Here is a 17,095-nt window from a genome sequence, read left to right as displayed (position 1 = left end):
CGATAGCATAGATTGGCGGAGGGGAGGCAAGAACTCGCGGTCATTCCGGGACAGCGCGCCTCTGTCGTCATTCCGGGGCGCCGTAGGCGAGCCCGGAACCCATAACCACCTGCGTTTCAGGAGAAAGAGCTGCGATAACCGTTGCGCCTTATCCTGCATCGTCAGCGGTTATGGGTTCCGGGCCCAGCGCTTCGCGCTGTCCCGGAATGACGGAGTAAGGTTCCTCAGACTGCGCAGGCGAGGAAGCCTTCGCGGATCGCCTTCTCGTTCAGGTCGCGGCCGATGAAGACGACCTTGGAATCGCGCTTCTCGCCCGGCTTCCAGTCGCCCTGCACATCCCCGTCGAGGATCATGTGGACGCCCTGGAAGACGAAGCGCTTCGGCTCGTTCGGGAAGGCCACGATGCCCTTGCAGCGCAGGATGTTGGGGCCTTCCACCTGGGTCAGGTTCGAGATCCAGGGCATGAACTTCTCCGGATCGACCTCGCCGTCCACACGCACCGAGATGGACTGCATGTCCTCGTCGTGATGGTGGTGATGGCCCTCCTCGAGGAAGTCGGGTTCGAGCTCGATGATCCGGTCGAGGTCGAAGGCCTTGCGGTCGAGCACTTCGCTGATCGGAATGGCGCAGTTCTGGGTCCGGTGCACCTTCGCATAGGGATTGATGGAGCGGATGCGGGCCTCGACGGCGTCGAGCTCCTCGGGCGTCACGAGATCTGTCTTGTTGAGGATGATCACGTCCGCGAAGGCGATCTGGTTCTTGGCCTCGGGCGCATCCTTGAGCCGGTCGGCCAGCCACTTGGCATCCGCCACCGTCACGACCGCGTCGAGCCGGGCCGTGTCGGACACGTCCTGGTCCATGAAGAAGGTCTGGGCCACGGGCGCGGGGTCCGCGAGGCCGGTGGTCTCGACGATGATGGCGTCGAACTTGCCCTTCCGTTTCATCAGGCCGTCGAGGATGCGGATCAGGTCGCCGCGCACCGTGCAGCAGATGCACCCGTTGTTCATCTCGAACACTTCTTCGTCGGCGCCGACGACGAGCTCGTTGTCGATGCCGATCTCGCCGAATTCGTTGACGATGACGGCGTATTTCTTGCCGTGCGGCTCGGTCAGGATGCGGTTGAGGAGCGTCGTCTTTCCGGCGCCGAGATAGCCTGTGAGAACGGTAACGGGAATCTTGTCGGTCATCGGATGGTCCGCAGATTGTAGTCCTTCCCGAGAGGGAAAGATCGGCCTTCAGGCCGAGGGGTGGAAATGCCAGGCTGGGCGAGGTCGCGCTGCGGCTCCGCCCCGGATCGCGAGCGATCCGCCCTTCCCGCGAGGGGAGGGTGGCTTCAGCTCGAGAGGGCCGTGCTGAAGGCTCTTATATTGTGTCGCATCATCTCAATGTAAGTGCCGGCCGGCCCCTCGGGCCCCGAGAGCGCATCGGAAAAGACGCGCTCGCCGATCCGGGCGCCGGTCTCCTGGGCAATCCGCTCCATGAGGCGCGGGTCCGAGACATTCTCGACGAAGATGGCCTTGACCTTCTCGCGCCTGATCTGGCGGATGATCTTGGCCACATCCTTGGCGGAGGCCTCCGCGTCCGTCGAGACCCCCTGCGGCGCGACGAAGACGATGCCGTAGGCCTCCTGGAAATACCGGAAGGCGTCGTGCGACGTGATGATCCGGCGCCGCTCCTTCGGGATGCGGGCGACGATCTCCTTGATCTCCGTGTCGAGGGCATCCAGCCGGGCGAGATAGGCAGCGGCCTGCGCCTCGTAGGCGGCCTTCCCGGCGGGGTCGGCCGCCGTCAGGGCATCCCGGATATTGGTCACGTAGACCTTGGCATTGGCGACGTTCTGCCAGGCGTGAGGATCGAGCCCGCCATGGTCGTGTCCGTGGTCGGAACCATGATCGTGCCCTTCCCCCTCGCCTTTGACCGGTGTGATGCCCTTCGCAGCCTCCACCACGGCGGCCTTCGTGCCAGAGGAGGCGATGAGCCGGTCGATCCAGCCTTCGAACTTGAGGCCGTTGACGAACACCACCTTGGCGTCCACGAGGCGCCGCGCATCCGCCGGGGAGGGGGCGTAGACATGAGCATCGCCATTGGGGCCGACGAGGGTTGTAACCGAGACGCGCTCGCCCCCGACCTCCTTCACCAGATCGCCCAGGATCGAGAAGGTCGCCACCACGTCGAGCTTGCCGCCGGTCTGGGCCTGTCCTGAGCCGGGCAGGGCCGTGAGCGCGAGCGTTCCGGCCAGGAGTGAAAGGGCGTGTCGTCTCGTCAGCATAGGCATTCTCCTTCAGGCGGTCCGGAAGCGGATTCCAGACGGTGGTCTTCAGGCCTCCAGGTGCCGGCCGGGCCAGGCGAGCCAGAGCAGGCCGCCCTCGCGGCCGACCAGGAGGGACAGGCCGTAGATCCCGCCCGCCGTCAGGATGATGGCCGGCCCGGCCGGAAGCTCCGCATGGAAGGACAGGAGGAGGCCGCCGATCCCTGACACGATGCCGATCGCGACCGAGGCCACCATCATCATAGTGATGTCGTTGGTCCAGAACCGGGAGGCGGCCGCCGGCAGCATCATCATGCCGACCGCCAGCAGGGTGCCGAGCGCATGGAAGCCGCCCACCAGGTTGAGGACCACGAGGCCGAGAAAGACGAGATGGGTCGGCGTGCCGGCGCGGCTCACGGAGCGCAGGAAGGTGGGATCCACGCATTCGAGCACGAGCGGGCGATAGAAGAGGGCGAGCGCCAGGACCGTGATGGTCGAGATCGCCGAGATGAGCAGCAGGGTCGAATCGTCGAGGGCCAGCACCGTGCCGAAGAGCACGTGCAGCAGGTCCACGTTCGATCCCCGCAGGGACACGATGGTGACGCCGAGCGCCAGGGACAGGAGGTAAAAGGCCGCCAGGGAGGCGTCCTCCTTGAGCGCCGTGAAGCGCGACACGAGGCCCGCCGCGACGGCGACGACCACGCCCGCGACAAGGCCGCCGATGGTCATGGCCGGCAGCGACAGGCCGGCGATCAGGTAGCCGATGGCGGCGCCGGGCAGGATGGCATGGGCCATGGCGTCGCCCGTCAGGCTCATGCGGCGCAGCATGAGGAAGACGCCGACCGGCCCGCCGGCGAGCGCGATGGCGATCACGCCCACCAGGGCGCGCTGCATGAAGGCGAAGTCGGAAAAGGGGCTGAGGAGGAGATCGACCATGTGGGCGGGCTTTCGAAAGCGGCGGGCGTCAGGCAGCGCTGCGCCGACACGGGGCCGCGTAAGGGTCGTGGGCCTCGACCATGCGGCGGGCCGCGAGCAGGTTTTCGGGGCTGAGCACACGATCCGTCTCGCCCCAGGCCACGGGCTCGCGGGCGATCAGGAGGGTCTGCGGAAAGGCGCGCCGGACCATGTCGAGGTCGTGTAGCACGGCGATCACGGTCCTGTTCTCGTCGTGCCAGCGGCGGACGAGGTCGAGGAGGTCGGCCGTCGTCCGGGCGTCGATGGCCGTGAAGGGCTCGTCGAGAAGGATCAGGGAGGCGTCCTGGAGCAGCAGGCGGGCGAAGAGGGCCCGCTGCATCTGGCCACCCGAAAGGGTCGAGATGGGCCGCCGCTCGAACCCGACGAGGCCCACGGCCGCGAGCGCCTCTTCGATCCGCGTCCTGTCCCGGCGGCCGACGCCGCCGAAAAGGCCGGCCCGGGACCAGAGACCCATGGCTACGAGGTCGTAGACCAAGAGCGGGAAGGAGCGGTCGATCTCCGCCGCCTGGGGCAGGTACGCCACGGTGGCGCGGCCCGGCGGATCAATGGCGATCCGTCCATCCAGGGGCGTGAGCGTGCCGACGATGCCCTTGAGGAGGGTGGACTTGCCGGCCCCGTTCGGCCCGACGACTGCCGTCAGGCTCCCGGCCGGGATCTCGCCGTCCAGGTGGTGTACGGCCGGGTGGCGACCATAGCCGAGGGTGACTTCATGAAAGCGGATCGATGTCGCCCGCATGGCAGATCACCCCAGGACCAGGAAGACGAGAAGCCAGAGGCCCGCCAGGATGACCCCTGCGCCCGCCAGCCGCTGTCCGGCGGAGAGCCGAAGGAGCGAGAAGGTCGGAGCCGCCGCCACCGCATGGTGCGCATGGGCAGAACCGGGGTGCGAGTGCGTGTGGTCGTGATGGGCCATAAGCCTCTAGTATAGGGAGAAAGCCTCCCTTTCCAGAGGGCGTATAGTATTTTATACGCATTTTTTGATTGCAGGGATTTGTCCCTGCAATCCTAGAATGAAGGGTGGTACTGGTAGAGCCAGGTTTCGCTCAAAATTTCGTCTCCCTGGCGCAGGTAGCAGCGCATCTCCACGGGCTCGGTTCCGGTCACGGACAGGTCGAACTGGGTGCGCCAATGGCCCGGCACGTCGTTGGGGACGGCCTCGGTCAGGATGTTGGAGAACTCGCCTCGGGAGGCGGTGAGGACCGGACGCGGGATGACGCCGTTCGGCAGGCGCGCCAGGGGCTCGCCCTTGAACTCGATCATGAACTTGCGCACGCCCTTGGGCCTCACGGTGCCGGCCTGGCCGCCATTGCCGAAGCGGGTCGCCACCACCCGGGCGAGCGGGGTCGGGAAGGGCTCGTCGGCAGTCCAGTACATCCGGTAGCGCAGGTCGAAGGACTGGCCGGCCCGGGCTGGCTCCGCAGGCACCCACATGACCACGATGTTGTCGTGGATCTCGTCGTCCGTCGGGATCTCCACGAGCTGGATGGAGCCCTTGCCCCAGCCGCCCAGCGGCTCAATCCACAGTGACGGCCGGCGGTCGTAATAGACGCCGTCGAGGTAATGATCGAAGTTCCGGTCGCGCTGGAGCAGGCCGAACCCCTTCGGGTTCTCCTCCGTGAAGGCCGACGTGATGATCCGGGGCGGGTTGTTGAGGGGCCGCCAGATGCGCTCGCCCGAGCCGGTCCACATGGCGAGGCCGTCGGAATCGTGGATCTCGGGCCGCCAGTCGATGGCGGTCGGTTTGGACTTCTCCGAATACCAGTACATGGAGGTCAGCGGCGCGATGCCGAGGCGGTTCACGTCCTGGCGCAGGAACACGGCGCATTCCAGGTCCATGATCACGGACTTGGTCCGGGTCATGGCGAAGCGGTAGGCGCCCGAGACGCTGGGCCCGTCGAGGAGCGCATAGACGATGACCGTGTCGGAATCCGGCTGCGGCGTGTCGAAAAAGACGTGGGTGAAGTCCGGAAATTCCTCGTTTCGGCCGAAGACCGCCACGTCCACGGCGAGGCCGCGGGCCGAGAGGCCGTACTGGTAGAGTTCGCCGATGGCGCGGAAGTAGGAGGCACCGAGGAAGGCCACCCAGTCGTTCTTCCGCCAATCCAGCGAGCCGTCGCGCGCCTCCTGGAAACGGAAGCCCGCAAACCCCGAGTTGACCGGCAGCTTATGGGCCGGGGAATCCGCCGGCATGTCGAAATAGGCGTCGTCGTAGATGATCTCGCGGGCCTTGCCGCCCTCGACCACGTGCATGCGCACCGGCTTCTGGAAATAGCGGCCGAGGTGGAAGAACGTGACCGGGAACTTGCTCGGCCCATTGGCCCACAGGGCGAGATCGGTCTTGAACTTGATCTTGCCGTGGGCGTCGTAGTCGATCTGGTAGAGCACGTCCGCGGGCGGCTGGGGCGGCGGCGCGTAGGGTGCCTTTGCCATCTCGCGGGCGCGGGCCTTCAGGGCCTCGAACGAGAAGGGCGAGGAGGCGCCGTGCTTCAACCCCTGCTGGGCCATGGCGGAGCTCGAAAAGCCGGTGGCGGCGAGGCCCGCCGTGGCGGCTGCATATTCCAGAAACTGACGACGATTGAACATGGAAGGACAGACTTGAACTGTGGAGCCGAGACCCCTACCGACCAAGGTGGCAGGATTAAGTCACTCTTATCCTCTTGAGAAATCCGCGTCAGCCGCCAAACTGGCGCCACTCACAGGCGCCGTCGGAACAGGCGCCGCAGCTTTAAGGGAGTAAACGCCATGCGCATCACCTTCACCCGCCGCCTCGTGGGGGCGGCCGCCGCCCTCGCGATGGCCGGCGCCAGCCTGCCCGCACAGGCCCAGGATTTCATCAATATCCTGACTGGCGGGACCTCGGGGGTCTATTATCCGCTCGGCGTCGCCCTCTCGAAGGTCTTCACCGAGAAGCTGCCCGGCAGCCGTCCCTCGGTCCAGGCCACCAAGGCCTCGGTCGAGAACCTGAACCTGCTCCAGCAGGGCAAGGGCGAAATCGCCTTCACGCTCGGCGACAGCCTCGCCATGGGCTGGGCGGGCGACGAGGAGGCCGGCTTCAAGGCGAAGCTCGACAAGCTGCGCGGCGTCACGGCCATCTATCCCAACTACATCCAGGTGGTGGCCTCCAAGGATTCGGGCATCAAGACCCTGGCGGACCTGAAGGGCAAGCGCCTGTCCGTCGGCGCCCCCAAATCCGGCACCGAACTCAACGCCCGGGCGATCCTCGCCGGCGCGGGCCTCACCTACAAGGACCTGGGCAAGGTCGAGTACCTGCCCTTCGGCGAATCCGTCGAGCTGATGAAGAACCGCCAGCTCGACGCCACCCTGCAATCGGCCGGCCTCGGCGTTTCGTCGATCCGCGACCTCGCCACCTCGGTCGACATCGTGGTGGTCGAAATCCCGGCCGCCATGGTCGAGAAGGTCGGTTCTCCTTACGTAAAGGCCACGATCCCGGCCAATACCTATGAGGGCCAGACCGCCGCCGTCCCGACGGCCGCCGTCGTGAACTACCTCGTGACCCGCGAGGGCGTCAGCGACGACACGGTCTACAAGATGACCAAGGCCATCTACGAGAGCCTGCCGGAGCTCTCCGCCGCCCATGCGGCCGCCAAGGAGATCAAGCTCCAGGATGCGCTCTCGGGTATGCCGATCCCGGTCCACCCGGGCGCGCAGCGCTATTTCGACGAAAAAGGCGTGAAGAAACAGGGTTCCTAAACCCATCGGCCTATTTGACATTGGAGCCGGGGCAGGTGAACTGCTCCGGCTTTTTCATGCCGCTCAACAACAAGAACCAAACTGAAGGGGTGTCGCCATGAGCCACGGCGTCAACGCATCGGAGATCGCGGAACTGGAGGCACCTCCTCCTGCGAACCCGGAGCACGGCCTGCCGGAGAATTTCGGCACGGGGCTGCTCGGCCACCTGCTGTTCTGGATCGCGGTCTCGTTCTCGACCTTTCAGGTGGTGACGGCTTTCGGCATTCCGCTCGACCGCCCCTTCCTGGCGGGCATTTCGGCCATCCATGTGATCGGGGTAGCCTTGGTGGCCTGGGCCGTGTGGCTCGCCTTCAGGAAGGCGACGGGCCATGACGTCCTGAACGGCGTCCTGGCCTTGCTGACCCTGGCGGCCACCTACGGGCTCATCCTTGAATTCCCCGGCGGCCTGCCGAGCCAGGTTGTCCGCGCGCTCCATGTGGGCTTCCTTTGCCTCGTGGCGGGCGGCATGCTCGCCAACCACAAGGCCCACAGCCCAGCCGGAAAGCTGCTGGGCTGGGCCGTCGGCCTGATCGGCTTCGGGGTCGGGCTCTATCAATGGGGCTTCTATACGGACCTGGTGAGCCGCGCCGGAGAGCTGACCCAGGCCGACCTGGTGATCGGCATCGCGGCCATTGCGGTGCTGTTCTATCTCGTCTGGCGGGTCATGGGCCCGGCCCTTCCCATCGTGGCGGGCATCTTCCTGGCCTATTGCCTCTTCGGAAACTATCTCCCGGCGCCGTTCGACCATCGCGGCTACAGCCTGGAGCAGGTGATCGAGCACATGTCCTTCGGCACCGAGGGGCTCTACGCCACGCCCACCCTGGTCTCGGCCACCTACATCTTCCTGTTCATCCTGTTCGGCGCCTTCCTGGAACGGGCCGGCATGATCCAGCTCTTCACGGACGTGGCCATGGGCCTGTTCGGGGGTGCCAAGGGCGGCCCGGCCAAGGTGGCGGTGTTCTCCTCCGCCCTCATGGGCACGATCTCGGGTTCGGGCGTCGCCAACGTGGTCTCGACCGGCCAGTTCACCATCCCGCTCATGAAACGCTTCGGCTACAAGCCCGAATTCGCCGGGGGCGTCGAGGCAACGGCCTCCATGGGCGGGCAGATCATGCCGCCGGTCATGGGCGCGGTCGCGTTCATCATGGCCGAGACCATCGACATGCCCTATGTGGAGATTGTCAAGGCGGCCATCATTCCGGCCATTCTCTACTACGCCTCCGCGTTCCTGGCCGTGCACCTGGAAGCCGGAAAATCCGGCCTGACGGGCCTGAAGCGCTCGGAACTGCCGAGCGCGGCGCGCGCCTTGAAGGAAAAATGGCACCTCATCCTTCCCCTCGCGGTGCTCGTCTACCTGCTCTTCGCCGGTTATACGCCGCTCTTCGCAGGCTCGGTCGGACTGGCGCTCACAGTCGTCCTCATCCTGGCCGGCGCCCTGGCGCTGGGCCTGGTGAACGAGACCGTGCGGCTCGTCTTCTGGGTCGGCCTCGGCCTGCTCGCGGCCGCCTTCCTGTGGGCCGGAGTGGCCCTCGTCCTCGTGCTGGTTCTGGGGCTCGTCTTCCTGAGCCTGTTCGTGCGGGGCGGCCCAGAAACTCTTGCCGCCTGCCGGGACGGCCTCGCGGACGGTGCCCGCCAGGCACTTCCCGTCGGCCTCGCCTGCGCGGTGGTCGGCATCGTCATCGGGACCATGACCCTGACCGGCATCGGCACGATCTTCGGCAACTGGGTCGTGTCCATCGGCAAGGACTCGCTCATCACGTCGCTCGTGCTGACCATGTTCGTCAGCCTGATCCTCGGCATGGGCATCCCGACGATCCCGAACTACATCATCACGTCGTCCCTGGCGGCGCCTGCGCTCCTGAGCCTCAAGGTGCCGCTCATCGTTTCGCACATGTTCGTCTTCTATTTCGGCATCATGGCGGACCTGACGCCGCCGGTGGCGCTCGCGGCCTTTGCGGCCGCGCCCATCGCCAAGGCGTCCGGATTCAAGATCGGGTTCCAGGCCCTGCGCATCGCGCTGCCGGGCTTCGTCATCCCCTACATGGCGGTCTATGACCCGACCCTCATGCTCCAGCCGGTCCCGGGGCTCGAGGGCGCGGCCTATTGGGCAAACGTGGCCTATATCGTCGTGAAGGCGGCCCTGGCCATCCTGCTCTGGGGCGCGGCCTCGGTGGGCTATCTCGCGGCCCGGATGCCCTGGTGGGAGCGCATCGGCGCGGCGATCGCGGCCGTGTTCCTCGCCATCGCCCTCCCGGTCACCGACGAGGTCGGCTTCGTGCTGGCGGCGGCGGTCCTGGGCTTCCATTTCTGGCGGGCGCGCCGGGTGACCGGCGTCGCGGCCTCCCGGTGATCTGCCTCGCGGCCGGCGCGAAGGTCGTGCCCCTCCTGGCTGGGGTCCTCACCCTGGCCTGGACCCATTCGGTGGAAAAGATCCTCTGGGAGGAGGATTGGCGTTCAGGTCCCGCCGGGCTCGAGCTCGTCGAGGCGCGGGTGCGGGGATCCGGAGCGGGCATGGACCCGCCGCCGGAGGCGCGCTTTGAGAACGGTGTGTGGAAATGGCACCCTCAGGTGCCGCCCCTGCGCGAGGTGATCCTGCGGCGCTCGGGCGCGACGGCGGATTGGCGGATCTGCATCGAAGGTCAGTGCCGTCCGATGGACGAGCTCGTGCCGCCGGACGCCGATCCGGTCGTCATGAAGGCGTGCGAGCCTTAAAGCATCGGTCTCAAAAGTGGATTTGCACTTTTGGGATCCATCCGATGCGCTCTCTCAATCAGAGCATCGTCGAAGCGGACCATCGGGGCCGCACGATGCTCTAGGCTCCTCCGCCGATCGGCTCAACGGCGATGCAGCGGCGCCAGAGGATCGTGAGGACATAGAGGGCGAAGAGGCTGAAGAGGCCCATCAGGGCATAGCCCACCAGGTCGCCGAGCTCGAACAGCCCCGCGATGGCCCAGCCTCCGGCGATGGCGACGCCGAACACTTCCGTCCCACGAGGACCATGATGCTCAGGATCGTCACGAGATGGCGCGTGTTCATGCGCTTGGGCTGAGCCACGGTCGCGTCTCCCTTGGTTTCGACCGGGAGGGACTACCCTAATTCTCCTGTCCGGTGCAAGGTCCGCCCGCCCGAACCACCGAGTCTTTTCGTCGCCCATTCATCGTATCCATGTCCGAAACGCCCGTCTTTTCCACCGCCGCCGTCGCGGCACCCCATCCTCTCGTCGCCGAGACCGGCTTCACGATCCTGGCGGCCGGAGGCAACGCGGTCGAGGCGGCGGTCGCCATGGCGGCCAGCGCCGCGGTCCTCTGCCCCCAGGTCGTGGGCCTCGGCGCGGACGGGTTCTGGCTGGTGCGGGAGCCGGGCGGCAGGGCCCATGCCCTCGATGCCTCCGGCCCGGCCGGAAGCCTCGCGACGATCCGGCGCTACCGGGACAAGGGATACGAGGCGCTGCCCCTCGAGGGCGCGGATGCGGCCCTGACCGTGGCGGGCGCGGTCAGCGGATGGGCCCTGGCCCTTGAACTCGCCCGGTCCCGCGGCGGGCGGATGCCGCTCGACCTCCTGCTCGCGGACGCGATCCGCCTCGCCAAGGGCACCGCTCCTGCGGCCGCGCCGGAGCCATTTCCGCCGGCCGGCCAGGAAGGCTCCGTCGTCCCCCCGTCTCCGGAAGGGCAGGGCAGCGCGCCCGAGACCCTGCGGCCTTCCTCCATGCTGGCCGAGACCCTCGGGCAACTGGCCCATGCCGGACTTAGGGATTTTGCCCGGGGCGATGTGGGGCGGGAGATCGCGGCCGACCTCGAACGGCTCGGCAGCCCCGTCCAGCGGCGGGACCTGGAGAATTATCGCGCCCGGGCCGTCGAGCCCCTGTCGGTCCGCCTGCAGGCCGCGACCCTCTTCGCCCCGCCGCCGCCGAGCCAGGGGCTCGCGACCCTGCTCGCGGCCGGAATCCTCGACCGCATGGCTGTCCGCCGGACGGAGAGCGCTGCGCATCATCATGCGCTGATCGAGGCCCTCAAGCGCGCCTATGCGGTGCGGGACCGGATCGTGACCGACCCATGGGAGGTGCCGCGGGAGCCCTCGTCCTTCCTCCGGCCCGAGCGGCTGGAGCGCGAGGCCGCTGCCATCGAGGCGCAAAGGGCCGCCGCCTTTACGACGCCGGCTCCCCCGCAGGGCCGCTCTCTCTGGATCGGCTGCATCGACCGGGACGGTCTTGCGGTGTCCTGCGTCCATTCCCTCGGCCCGGAGGGCGGATCGGGCTGCGTCCTGCCCGCGACGGGCATTCTCTGGCACGCGCGGGGCATGGGCTTTTCCCTCGATTCCGGAGGCTGGAAGCCGCTGGCGCCGGGGCGTCGGCCGTTTCATGCCCTCGCGCCTGCCCTGGCGGCCTTCGCGGACGGGCGGGTGCTCGTGCTTGGGGCCGGCGGAGCCGAGGAGCCGCAGGTTCAGGTCCAGACCTTCGCGCGCCATGCCGGGATCGGCATGTCTCCGGCCGAGGCCGTGGAGGTGCCGCGCTGGGCGCTCATGCCGGCGACCGGGACCGAGCCTGCCGTGCTGCGGATCGAGGCGGAGTTCGACCCCGCCCTTGCGCGGGATCTGTCTCGCCTGGGACATCGGGTGGGGGAGGCCGGGACAGGGCCCGCGGCCGCCTTCGGAGAGGCGGGGTTTCTGGTCAAGCATCCTCGCGACGGACGCGTGGCGGGAGCATCTGATCCCCGTTCCGGCGGTGCCGTGCTGGGCCTGTGAGGCGCCTCAGCTCGCGAGGCCGGAGGTCCAGAAGCCGAAGAGAAGGCTTCCGCCGAGAACGGCCACGAAGGCGGCCGCCAGAAGCTCGAGAGCGGCGACCGCCACTGCCCCCGTGGCGCCGCGCCCTCCTGCGAGGGCAAGGGCAGCTGCCTTGGCGAAGACCGCGAGCGCCGCGATGGCGCCCGTCGTGAGGGCGGTGCCGAGGGCCATCGCGAAGGTCGCCGCGAGGCCTGCCGCGAAGAGGCCTTGCGAAAGGGCGAAAACCAGCACCACCAGGGCACCCGTGCAGGGGCGGATGCCGGCGGCCAGCACCACGCCTGCCATGTCCCGCCAGCGGGTCAGGCGGCGCAGCTCTTCGGGCTCCGGCATATGGACATGGTCGCAGGCCGCACCTTGTGTGGGGGCTGCCAGAGGATCGCGGGCGAGCGCCAGGACGCCCAAGACCTTGCCGGCCTTGCGCCAGGTGATGAGAAGGCCCAGCAGGGCCACGGCGCCGAAGCTCACCCATTCGACCGTGGTCGCGACCCGGGTCATGGTGGCGGCGGTGGCCTGGAACAGGAGCGCCAGGAGGCTGACGATCAGGATCGCCACGAGGGCCTGGACGAGGGCGGCCGCGAGGCTGAGGGCAAAGCCCTTCGCGAGGGCCCGCCCGTCGGCGACCAGATAGGCCGCGATGACGCCCTTGCCGTGGCCGGGACCGGCTGCGTGGAAGACGCCATAGGCGAAGCCGACCAGGATCAGGGTCCACAGGGCAGCTCCGTCGCTCTTCAGGGCGACGACGTTCTGCTGGAGGCTTTTGTAGAAGCGGCTCTGGGCCTCGATGATGGCGGCCCCGAGCTGTCCCGTGGGCGCCGCCTCCCGCAGGCCCATGCCGAAGGGATTGCGAGCCGGAGGCGCCGCACCCGGCGAGAGCCACCACAGGAGGAGCGCGAGCGCGAGGGCGACGAGGGCCATGGTCGCAAGGGCAAGGCCGAGCCGGGCGACCGGGCGGATCCTGCCGGGGCCGGAGAAGCCGAGAGGTTCGGCAGTCACGGACATGCGACGATAGCCTTGTTGGCGAACTCGACCCCGTAGGTGGAGGCCGCCGTCAGGGTTTCGAAGAAGGCTTCCGAGAGGGGCTGCGCCTGAGCCTGGGCGGGCTGATCGGCGTTCTTCGGGCGCGTGATGTTGATGGCGCAGCCCTGCGGTGCGGCGCCGGCGAGCGCTACCGCATTCCCTTCGGCAAGGCCAAACGAGACGAAATAGGTCGGGTCGTAGACCTCCAGCGAGAGGGTCTTGGCGGCGGCGGGCGCCTTCAGGGGCAGAAGATAGACCAGGGTCAGCGCCTCTTCCCCATAAGTCATGCTGTAGTCCCGCGGCGAATCGAAATCCTGCTTCCGGCCATTGCCCTTGAGCACCGTGAAATACGCGAATTCCGAAAGCGATTCGGTGTTCTCTTTCGCGAGGTCCTGCAATTCGTCCGGCGTCAGCTTGCCGTCGCCGTTCCGGTCGAGGCCCTGGGTCATGAAGGCCGAATAGCCCTTGTCGAAGGTCCAGGCATGGCGGATGCCGGTCACGCGTCCCTCGGAATCATAGAGGAGCTCCGCCTTGGCCGTCACCCACACATGGGGATGCGCGATGGCCGGGGACGCGAGCAGCGCAAAGGCGGCAGCGAAAAGGCTTGAGGCGAGGCGAGGGATCATGCGGTTCCTCGTCTGGGGCGGCCTGGGCCGCCGGGTCGGTCTGGCTTCCTCATCTAGGCCATGATGGTTAATGGAGGCAAAATGAGGCCGCTTCATTGACGGGGGATGGAGGTATATGTCAGCATTGCTGACATAATAAGCGCATAGACAAGACCGGGCCACCGGCGGCAGAACCCAGACTCCAGGAGGAAACGGATGATGGCCGAAGGGCAGGTAGCGCTCCGCGACGTATCGCTCGACGACAAATACGACCTCACCAAGGACCGGGTTTTCATCACCGGTACCCAGGCCGTGGTTCGCATGCTGCTCATGCAGCGCGAGCGGGACCGGCTCGCCGGTCTGAACACGGCGGGCTTCGTCTCCGGCTATCGCGGCTCGCCGCTGGGCGGCATGGACCAGAACCTGTGGCGCGCGCGGCGCTGGCTGGACGAGGCGAACATTCTCTTCCAGCCGGGCCTCAACGAGGAACTTGCCGCGACGGCCGTGTGGGGCTCGCAACAGGCCGAGATCCGCGGCGACGGCAAGCACGATGGCGTTTTTGGCCTCTGGTACGGCAAGGGCCCGGGCGTCGACCGTTCCGGCGACGTGTTCCGCCACGCCAACATGGCCGGCTCGTCGAAACATGGCGGCGTGCTCGCCCTCATGGGCGACGACCACACGGCCGAGTCCTCCACGGTTGCGCACCAGTCGGAATTCCACTTCGTCGACGTGATGATGCCGATCCTGAACCCGGCGGGCGTTCAGGAGATCCTGGATTACGGCCTCTACGGCTATGCCATGAGCCGCTTCTGCGGCACCTGGGTGGCGTTCAAATGCGTGAAGGAGAACATCGAGTCGACCGCCTCCGTCGATGGCGCCCTCGACCGGGTGAAGATCGCTCTTCCCGACGATTTCCAGATGCCGCCCGGCGGCCTCAACATCCGTGCACGCGACGGAGTGCTCGACCAGGAGGCCCGGCTCCAGGATTACAAGCGCGACGCCATGATGGCCTTCGTGCGCGCCAACAACCTGAACCGCATCGTGCTCTCCGGCGGGCGTCAGCCCAAGATCGGCGTGATCACGGTCGGCAAGTCCTATCTCGACGTGCGCCAGGCGCTGGACGAGCTCGGCCTCGACGAGGTGAAGGCCAACGACATGGGCCTGCGCCTCTACAAGGTGGCCTGCCCCTGGCCTCTCTCTCAAGCCGAGCTTGCGGATTTCGCGCGGGGGCTCGATCTCGTCATCGTGGTCGAGGAGAAGCGCTCCCTCATCGAAGTGCAGCTGCGCGAGGAGCTCTACGGCACTGCCAACCAGCCGCTGTGCATCGGCAAGAGGGACGAGAGCGGCAACTGGCTCTTCCCCGTCAAGGGCGCGCTCGACCCCAACGACATCGCGGTTGCGATCGGCGAGCGGCTGCTCAGATACCACAACAACGACGACCTGCGCGGACGGGTCGAGCGGCTGCGCCATGCGCAGCAGGTCCTGGCTGCCACATCGGATGTTGCGACGCGCATCCCGCATTTCTGCTCCGGCTGCCCGCACAACACCTCGACCAAGGTGCCGGAGGGCATGCGCGCCTATGCGGGCATCGGCTGCCACTACATGGTGCAGTGGATGGACCGGGAGACCGACGGCTTCACGCAGATGGGGGGCGAGGGCGCCAACTGGATCGGCGAGGCGCCGTTCTCGACGCGTGGACACGTGTTCCAGAATCTCGGCGACGGTACCTACAACCATTCGGGCGTGCTGGCCCTGCGCTGGGCCATCCATACGAAGACGAACGTCACCTACAAGATCCTGTTCAACGACGCGGTCGCCATGACAGGCGGGCAGAAGCACGAGGGCGGGATCACGGTCGACATGATCGCGCGCCAGGTGCGCGAGGAGGGCGTGGAACGCATCGCCCTCGTGACGGACGAGCCGCACAAATACCCGAAATCCATCCGCTGGCCGCAGGGGATGACGATCCATCACCGCTCCGCCCTCGAGGCGGTGCAGCGGGAGCTCGCGGCCCTGCCGGGCGTGACGGTGATGATCTACGACCAGACCTGCGCATCCGAGAAGCGCCGGCGCCGCAAGCGCGGCGAGTTTCCCGATCCCGACAAGCGCGTCCTCATCAACGATCTCGTCTGCGAGGGATGCGGCGATTGCTCGGTGCAGTCCAACTGCGTCGCGGTGCAGCCGGTCGAGACGGAGTTCGGCCGCAAGCGGCAGATCGACCAGTCGAACTGCAACAAGGATTTCTCCTGCGTGTCGGGCTTCTGCCCGTCCTTCGTGACGGTGCACGGCGCCAAGGTGAAGAAGGCGGCGCCCGTCCAGGCCCGTGACGACGGGGCGCTTCCGGCACTTCCTGAACCTGCGATCCCGGCCATCGACCGGACCTTCAACATCATCGTCACGGGCGTCGGCGGCACAGGCGTCGTCACCATCGGGGCGATCCTCGGCATGGCGGCCCATCTCGAGGGTAAGGGCCTCGGCATGATCGACATGGCGGGCCTCGCCCAGAAGGGCGGCGCGGTCTACAGCCACGTGCGGCTCGCCAATGCGCAGGACGACATCAACGCCATCCGGGTCTCGGCCGAGTCGGCGGATCTGGTCCTCGGCTGCGACCTTGTCGTGACCGGCACCAAAAAGGTGCTGGCCTCGGTCAGGAAGGGACGGACGGCGCTGGTCGTCAACACCGCCGAGGTCATGCCCGGCGAGTTCACCCGCAACGCCGATTTCTCCCTGCCGACGGAGCGTCTCAAGCGCGCCGTCGTGTCGGCCGCAGGAGCCGACGGCGTCGATTTCATCGACGCGACCGCCACTGCCAACGCGCTTCTTGGCAATGCGATCGCGGCCAACATGTTCATGCTGGGCTACGCCTACCAGAAGGGGCGCGTGCCGCTCTCTCGCGCGGCCATCGAGAAGGCCATCGAGCTCAATGGCGAGGCCGTCAAGATGAACCTTGCGGCCTTTGCGTGGGGCCGGCGTGCCGCCGTTGCGCCCGAAATGCTGGCGGTCCTCATGACCGACGCCAAGGCGCCGACCGAATCCCGCAGGTTGTCGGAAACCCTCGACGAGACCATCGACCGGCGCGCGCAGTTCCTCACCGATTACCAGAATGCCCGCTATGCCGTGCGCTATCGCCGGGCCGTGGAGCGCGTGCGCGCCGCGGAGGAAAAGGCCGTTCCGGGCTCGACCAGCCTGACCGACGCGGTGGTGCGTTCGCTCTTCAAGCTCATGGCATACAAGGACGAGTACGAGGTGGCGCGCCTTTATACGGACGGCAGCTTCGAGCGGCAGGTGGCCTCCACCTTCGAGGGCGAGAATCTGCGCTACGAGTTCCACCTCGCGCCGCCGCTTTTCGCCCGCAAGGACCCGGCGACGGGATTGCCGCGCAAGATGAGCTTCGGGCCGCGGATGATGAAGGTCTTCCGGGTTCTGGCACGGCTCAAGGGCCTGCGTGGCACGCCTCTCGACGTGTTCGGCTACACCCATGAGCGCCGCACCGAGCGCCGGCTTGTGCGCGACTACGAGGCCCTGCTCCAGGAGATCCTGTCACGGCTCGATGCGGACAATCACGCAACGGCCGTGGGGCTTGCATCGCTGCCGCAGAAGATCCGCGGCTTCGGCCATGTGAAGGAGCGCAACCTCAAGGCCGCCAAGGCCGAGGAGGCGGAGCTTCTCGCCCGCTTCCGCGCCGCCGCGCCGGCGATGGCGCTTGCAGCGGAGTAAGGCC

Annotated in this window: 13 protein-coding genes and 1 pseudogene; 5 read left to right on the top strand and 9 right to left on the bottom strand. The window is 67.3% G+C overall.

Annotation, left to right across the window (positions count from 1 at the left end):
- Positions 1–224 precede the first annotated feature (224 nt).
- The 6 genes from C4E04_RS17630 to C4E04_RS17610 all read right to left on the bottom strand — a co-directional run bounded on the left by C4E04_RS17630 (position 225) and on the right by C4E04_RS17610 (position 5,806).
- A complete protein-coding gene (locus C4E04_RS17630) occupies positions 225–1,187 on the bottom strand; it encodes a GTP-binding protein (RefSeq protein WP_109599511.1) in 963 nt (320 codons plus the stop codon).
- Positions 1,188–1,333: 146 nt separating this feature from the next.
- Positions 1,334–2,269 carry a metal ABC transporter substrate-binding protein gene (locus tag C4E04_RS17625; protein WP_109599509.1) on the bottom strand — a complete coding sequence of 312 codons (936 nt, stop codon included), beginning with the start codon at positions 2,267–2,269 and terminating at the stop codon, positions 1,334–1,336.
- A 48-nt stretch (positions 2,270–2,317) separates the two neighbouring features.
- Positions 2,318–3,184 carry a zinc ABC transporter permease AztB gene (aztB, locus tag C4E04_RS17620; RefSeq protein WP_109599507.1) on the bottom strand — a complete coding sequence of 289 codons (867 nt, stop codon included), beginning with the start codon at positions 3,182–3,184 and terminating at the stop codon, positions 2,318–2,320.
- 28 nt (positions 3,185–3,212) lie between these two features.
- Positions 3,213–3,959: a zinc ABC transporter ATP-binding protein AztA gene (aztA, locus tag C4E04_RS17615; RefSeq protein ID WP_109599505.1), complete on the bottom strand. Its 747-nt coding sequence runs from the start codon at positions 3,957–3,959 to the stop codon at positions 3,213–3,215.
- Positions 3,960–3,965: 6 nt separating this feature from the next.
- On the bottom strand, positions 3,966–4,136 hold the full coding sequence (locus C4E04_RS20995) for a hypothetical protein (protein ID WP_162559449.1): 171 nt from the start codon (positions 4,134–4,136) through the stop codon (positions 3,966–3,968).
- Between the two features lie 92 nt (positions 4,137–4,228).
- Complete coding sequence (locus tag C4E04_RS17610; RefSeq protein WP_109599503.1) at positions 4,229–5,806, bottom strand: glucan biosynthesis protein; 1,578 nt, start codon at positions 5,804–5,806, stop codon at positions 4,229–4,231.
- Positions 5,807–5,965: 159 nt separating this feature from the next.
- On the opposite strand from C4E04_RS17610, the gene C4E04_RS17605 reads away from it, so the two are divergent.
- The 3 genes from C4E04_RS17605 to C4E04_RS17595 all read left to right on the top strand — a co-directional run bounded on the left by C4E04_RS17605 (position 5,966) and on the right by C4E04_RS17595 (position 9,685).
- Positions 5,966–6,934, top strand: a complete 969-nt coding sequence (locus C4E04_RS17605; RefSeq protein WP_109599501.1) for a TAXI family TRAP transporter solute-binding subunit — start codon at positions 5,966–5,968, stop codon at positions 6,932–6,934.
- Between the two features lie 97 nt (positions 6,935–7,031).
- Positions 7,032–9,323 (top strand): TRAP transporter permease, encoded by a 2,292-nt coding sequence (locus C4E04_RS17600; RefSeq protein WP_109599499.1) that lies wholly within the window; start codon positions 7,032–7,034, stop codon positions 9,321–9,323.
- On the top strand, positions 9,320–9,685 hold the full coding sequence (locus tag C4E04_RS17595; protein ID WP_109599497.1) for a DUF1850 domain-containing protein: 366 nt from the start codon (positions 9,320–9,322) through the stop codon (positions 9,683–9,685). Before C4E04_RS17600 ends, C4E04_RS17595 begins: the two co-directional genes overlap by 4 nt.
- Before the next feature lie 100 nt (positions 9,686–9,785).
- Here C4E04_RS17595 and C4E04_RS17590 read toward each other — a convergent pair.
- Positions 9,786–10,009: pseudogene (locus C4E04_RS17590) on the bottom strand (hypothetical protein).
- A 129-nt stretch (positions 10,010–10,138) separates the two neighbouring features.
- On the opposite strand from C4E04_RS17590, the gene C4E04_RS17585 reads away from it, so the two are divergent.
- Complete coding sequence (locus C4E04_RS17585; RefSeq protein WP_109599495.1) at positions 10,139–11,713, top strand: gamma-glutamyltransferase; 1,575 nt, start codon at positions 10,139–10,141, stop codon at positions 11,711–11,713.
- Positions 11,714–11,719: 6 nt separating this feature from the next.
- Here the strand turns inward: C4E04_RS17585 and C4E04_RS17580 are convergent, their stop codons facing one another.
- The gene (locus C4E04_RS17580; protein ID WP_109599493.1) at positions 11,720–12,751 is read right to left on the bottom strand and encodes a nickel/cobalt transporter; all 1,032 of its coding nucleotides are present in this window, start codon (positions 12,749–12,751) and stop codon (positions 11,720–11,722) included.
- The gene (locus C4E04_RS17575; RefSeq protein WP_109599491.1) at positions 12,742–13,395 is read right to left on the bottom strand and encodes a DUF1007 family protein; all 654 of its coding nucleotides are present in this window, start codon (positions 13,393–13,395) and stop codon (positions 12,742–12,744) included. Before C4E04_RS17575 ends, C4E04_RS17580 begins: the two co-directional genes overlap by 10 nt.
- Before the next feature lie 198 nt (positions 13,396–13,593).
- Between C4E04_RS17575 and C4E04_RS17570 the strand changes: the two genes are divergently transcribed.
- A complete protein-coding gene (locus C4E04_RS17570) occupies positions 13,594–17,091 on the top strand; it encodes an indolepyruvate ferredoxin oxidoreductase family protein (RefSeq protein WP_109601261.1) in 3,498 nt (1,165 codons plus the stop codon).
- The last annotated feature ends 4 nt before the right edge of the window (positions 17,092–17,095 follow it).

This window comes from Microvirga sp. 17 mud 1-3, assembly GCF_003151255.1.
GTDB lineage: Bacteria > Pseudomonadota > Alphaproteobacteria > Rhizobiales > Beijerinckiaceae > Microvirga.
The sequence above is the reverse complement of the archived record's forward strand: the minus strand, read 5'-3'. Positions and strand labels throughout refer to the sequence as shown.

What these genes read in the sequence shown, in the direction of transcription:
- C4E04_RS17580 (WP_109599493.1), bottom strand. Translation starts at nt 12,751, where the DNA reads ATGTCCGTGACTGCCGAACCTCTCGGCTTCTCCGGCCCCGGCAGGATC.
- C4E04_RS17630 (WP_109599511.1), bottom strand. Translation starts at nt 1,187, where the DNA reads ATGACCGACAAGATTCCCGTTACCGTTCTCACAGGCTATCTCGGCGCC.
- aztB (WP_109599507.1), bottom strand. Translation starts at nt 3,184, where the DNA reads ATGGTCGATCTCCTCCTCAGCCCCTTTTCCGACTTCGCCTTCATGCAG.
- C4E04_RS17610 (WP_109599503.1), bottom strand. Translation starts at nt 5,806, where the DNA reads ATGTTCAATCGTCGTCAGTTTCTGGAATATGCAGCCGCCACGGCGGGC.
- C4E04_RS17575 (WP_109599491.1), bottom strand. Translation starts at nt 13,395, where the DNA reads ATGATCCCTCGCCTCGCCTCAAGCCTTTTCGCTGCCGCCTTTGCGCTG.
- aztA (WP_109599505.1), bottom strand. Translation starts at nt 3,959, where the DNA reads ATGCGGGCGACATCGATCCGCTTTCATGAAGTCACCCTCGGCTATGGT.
- C4E04_RS17600 (WP_109599499.1), top strand. Translation starts at nt 7,032, where the DNA reads ATGAGCCACGGCGTCAACGCATCGGAGATCGCGGAACTGGAGGCACCT.
- C4E04_RS17605 (WP_109599501.1), top strand. Translation starts at nt 5,966, where the DNA reads ATGCGCATCACCTTCACCCGCCGCCTCGTGGGGGCGGCCGCCGCCCTC.
- C4E04_RS17570 (WP_109601261.1), top strand. Translation starts at nt 13,594, where the DNA reads ATGGCCGAAGGGCAGGTAGCGCTCCGCGACGTATCGCTCGACGACAAA.
- C4E04_RS17585 (WP_109599495.1), top strand. Translation starts at nt 10,139, where the DNA reads ATGTCCGAAACGCCCGTCTTTTCCACCGCCGCCGTCGCGGCACCCCAT.
- C4E04_RS17625 (WP_109599509.1), bottom strand. Translation starts at nt 2,269, where the DNA reads ATGCTGACGAGACGACACGCCCTTTCACTCCTGGCCGGAACGCTCGCG.
- C4E04_RS20995 (WP_162559449.1), bottom strand. Translation starts at nt 4,136, where the DNA reads ATGGCCCATCACGACCACACGCACTCGCACCCCGGTTCTGCCCATGCG.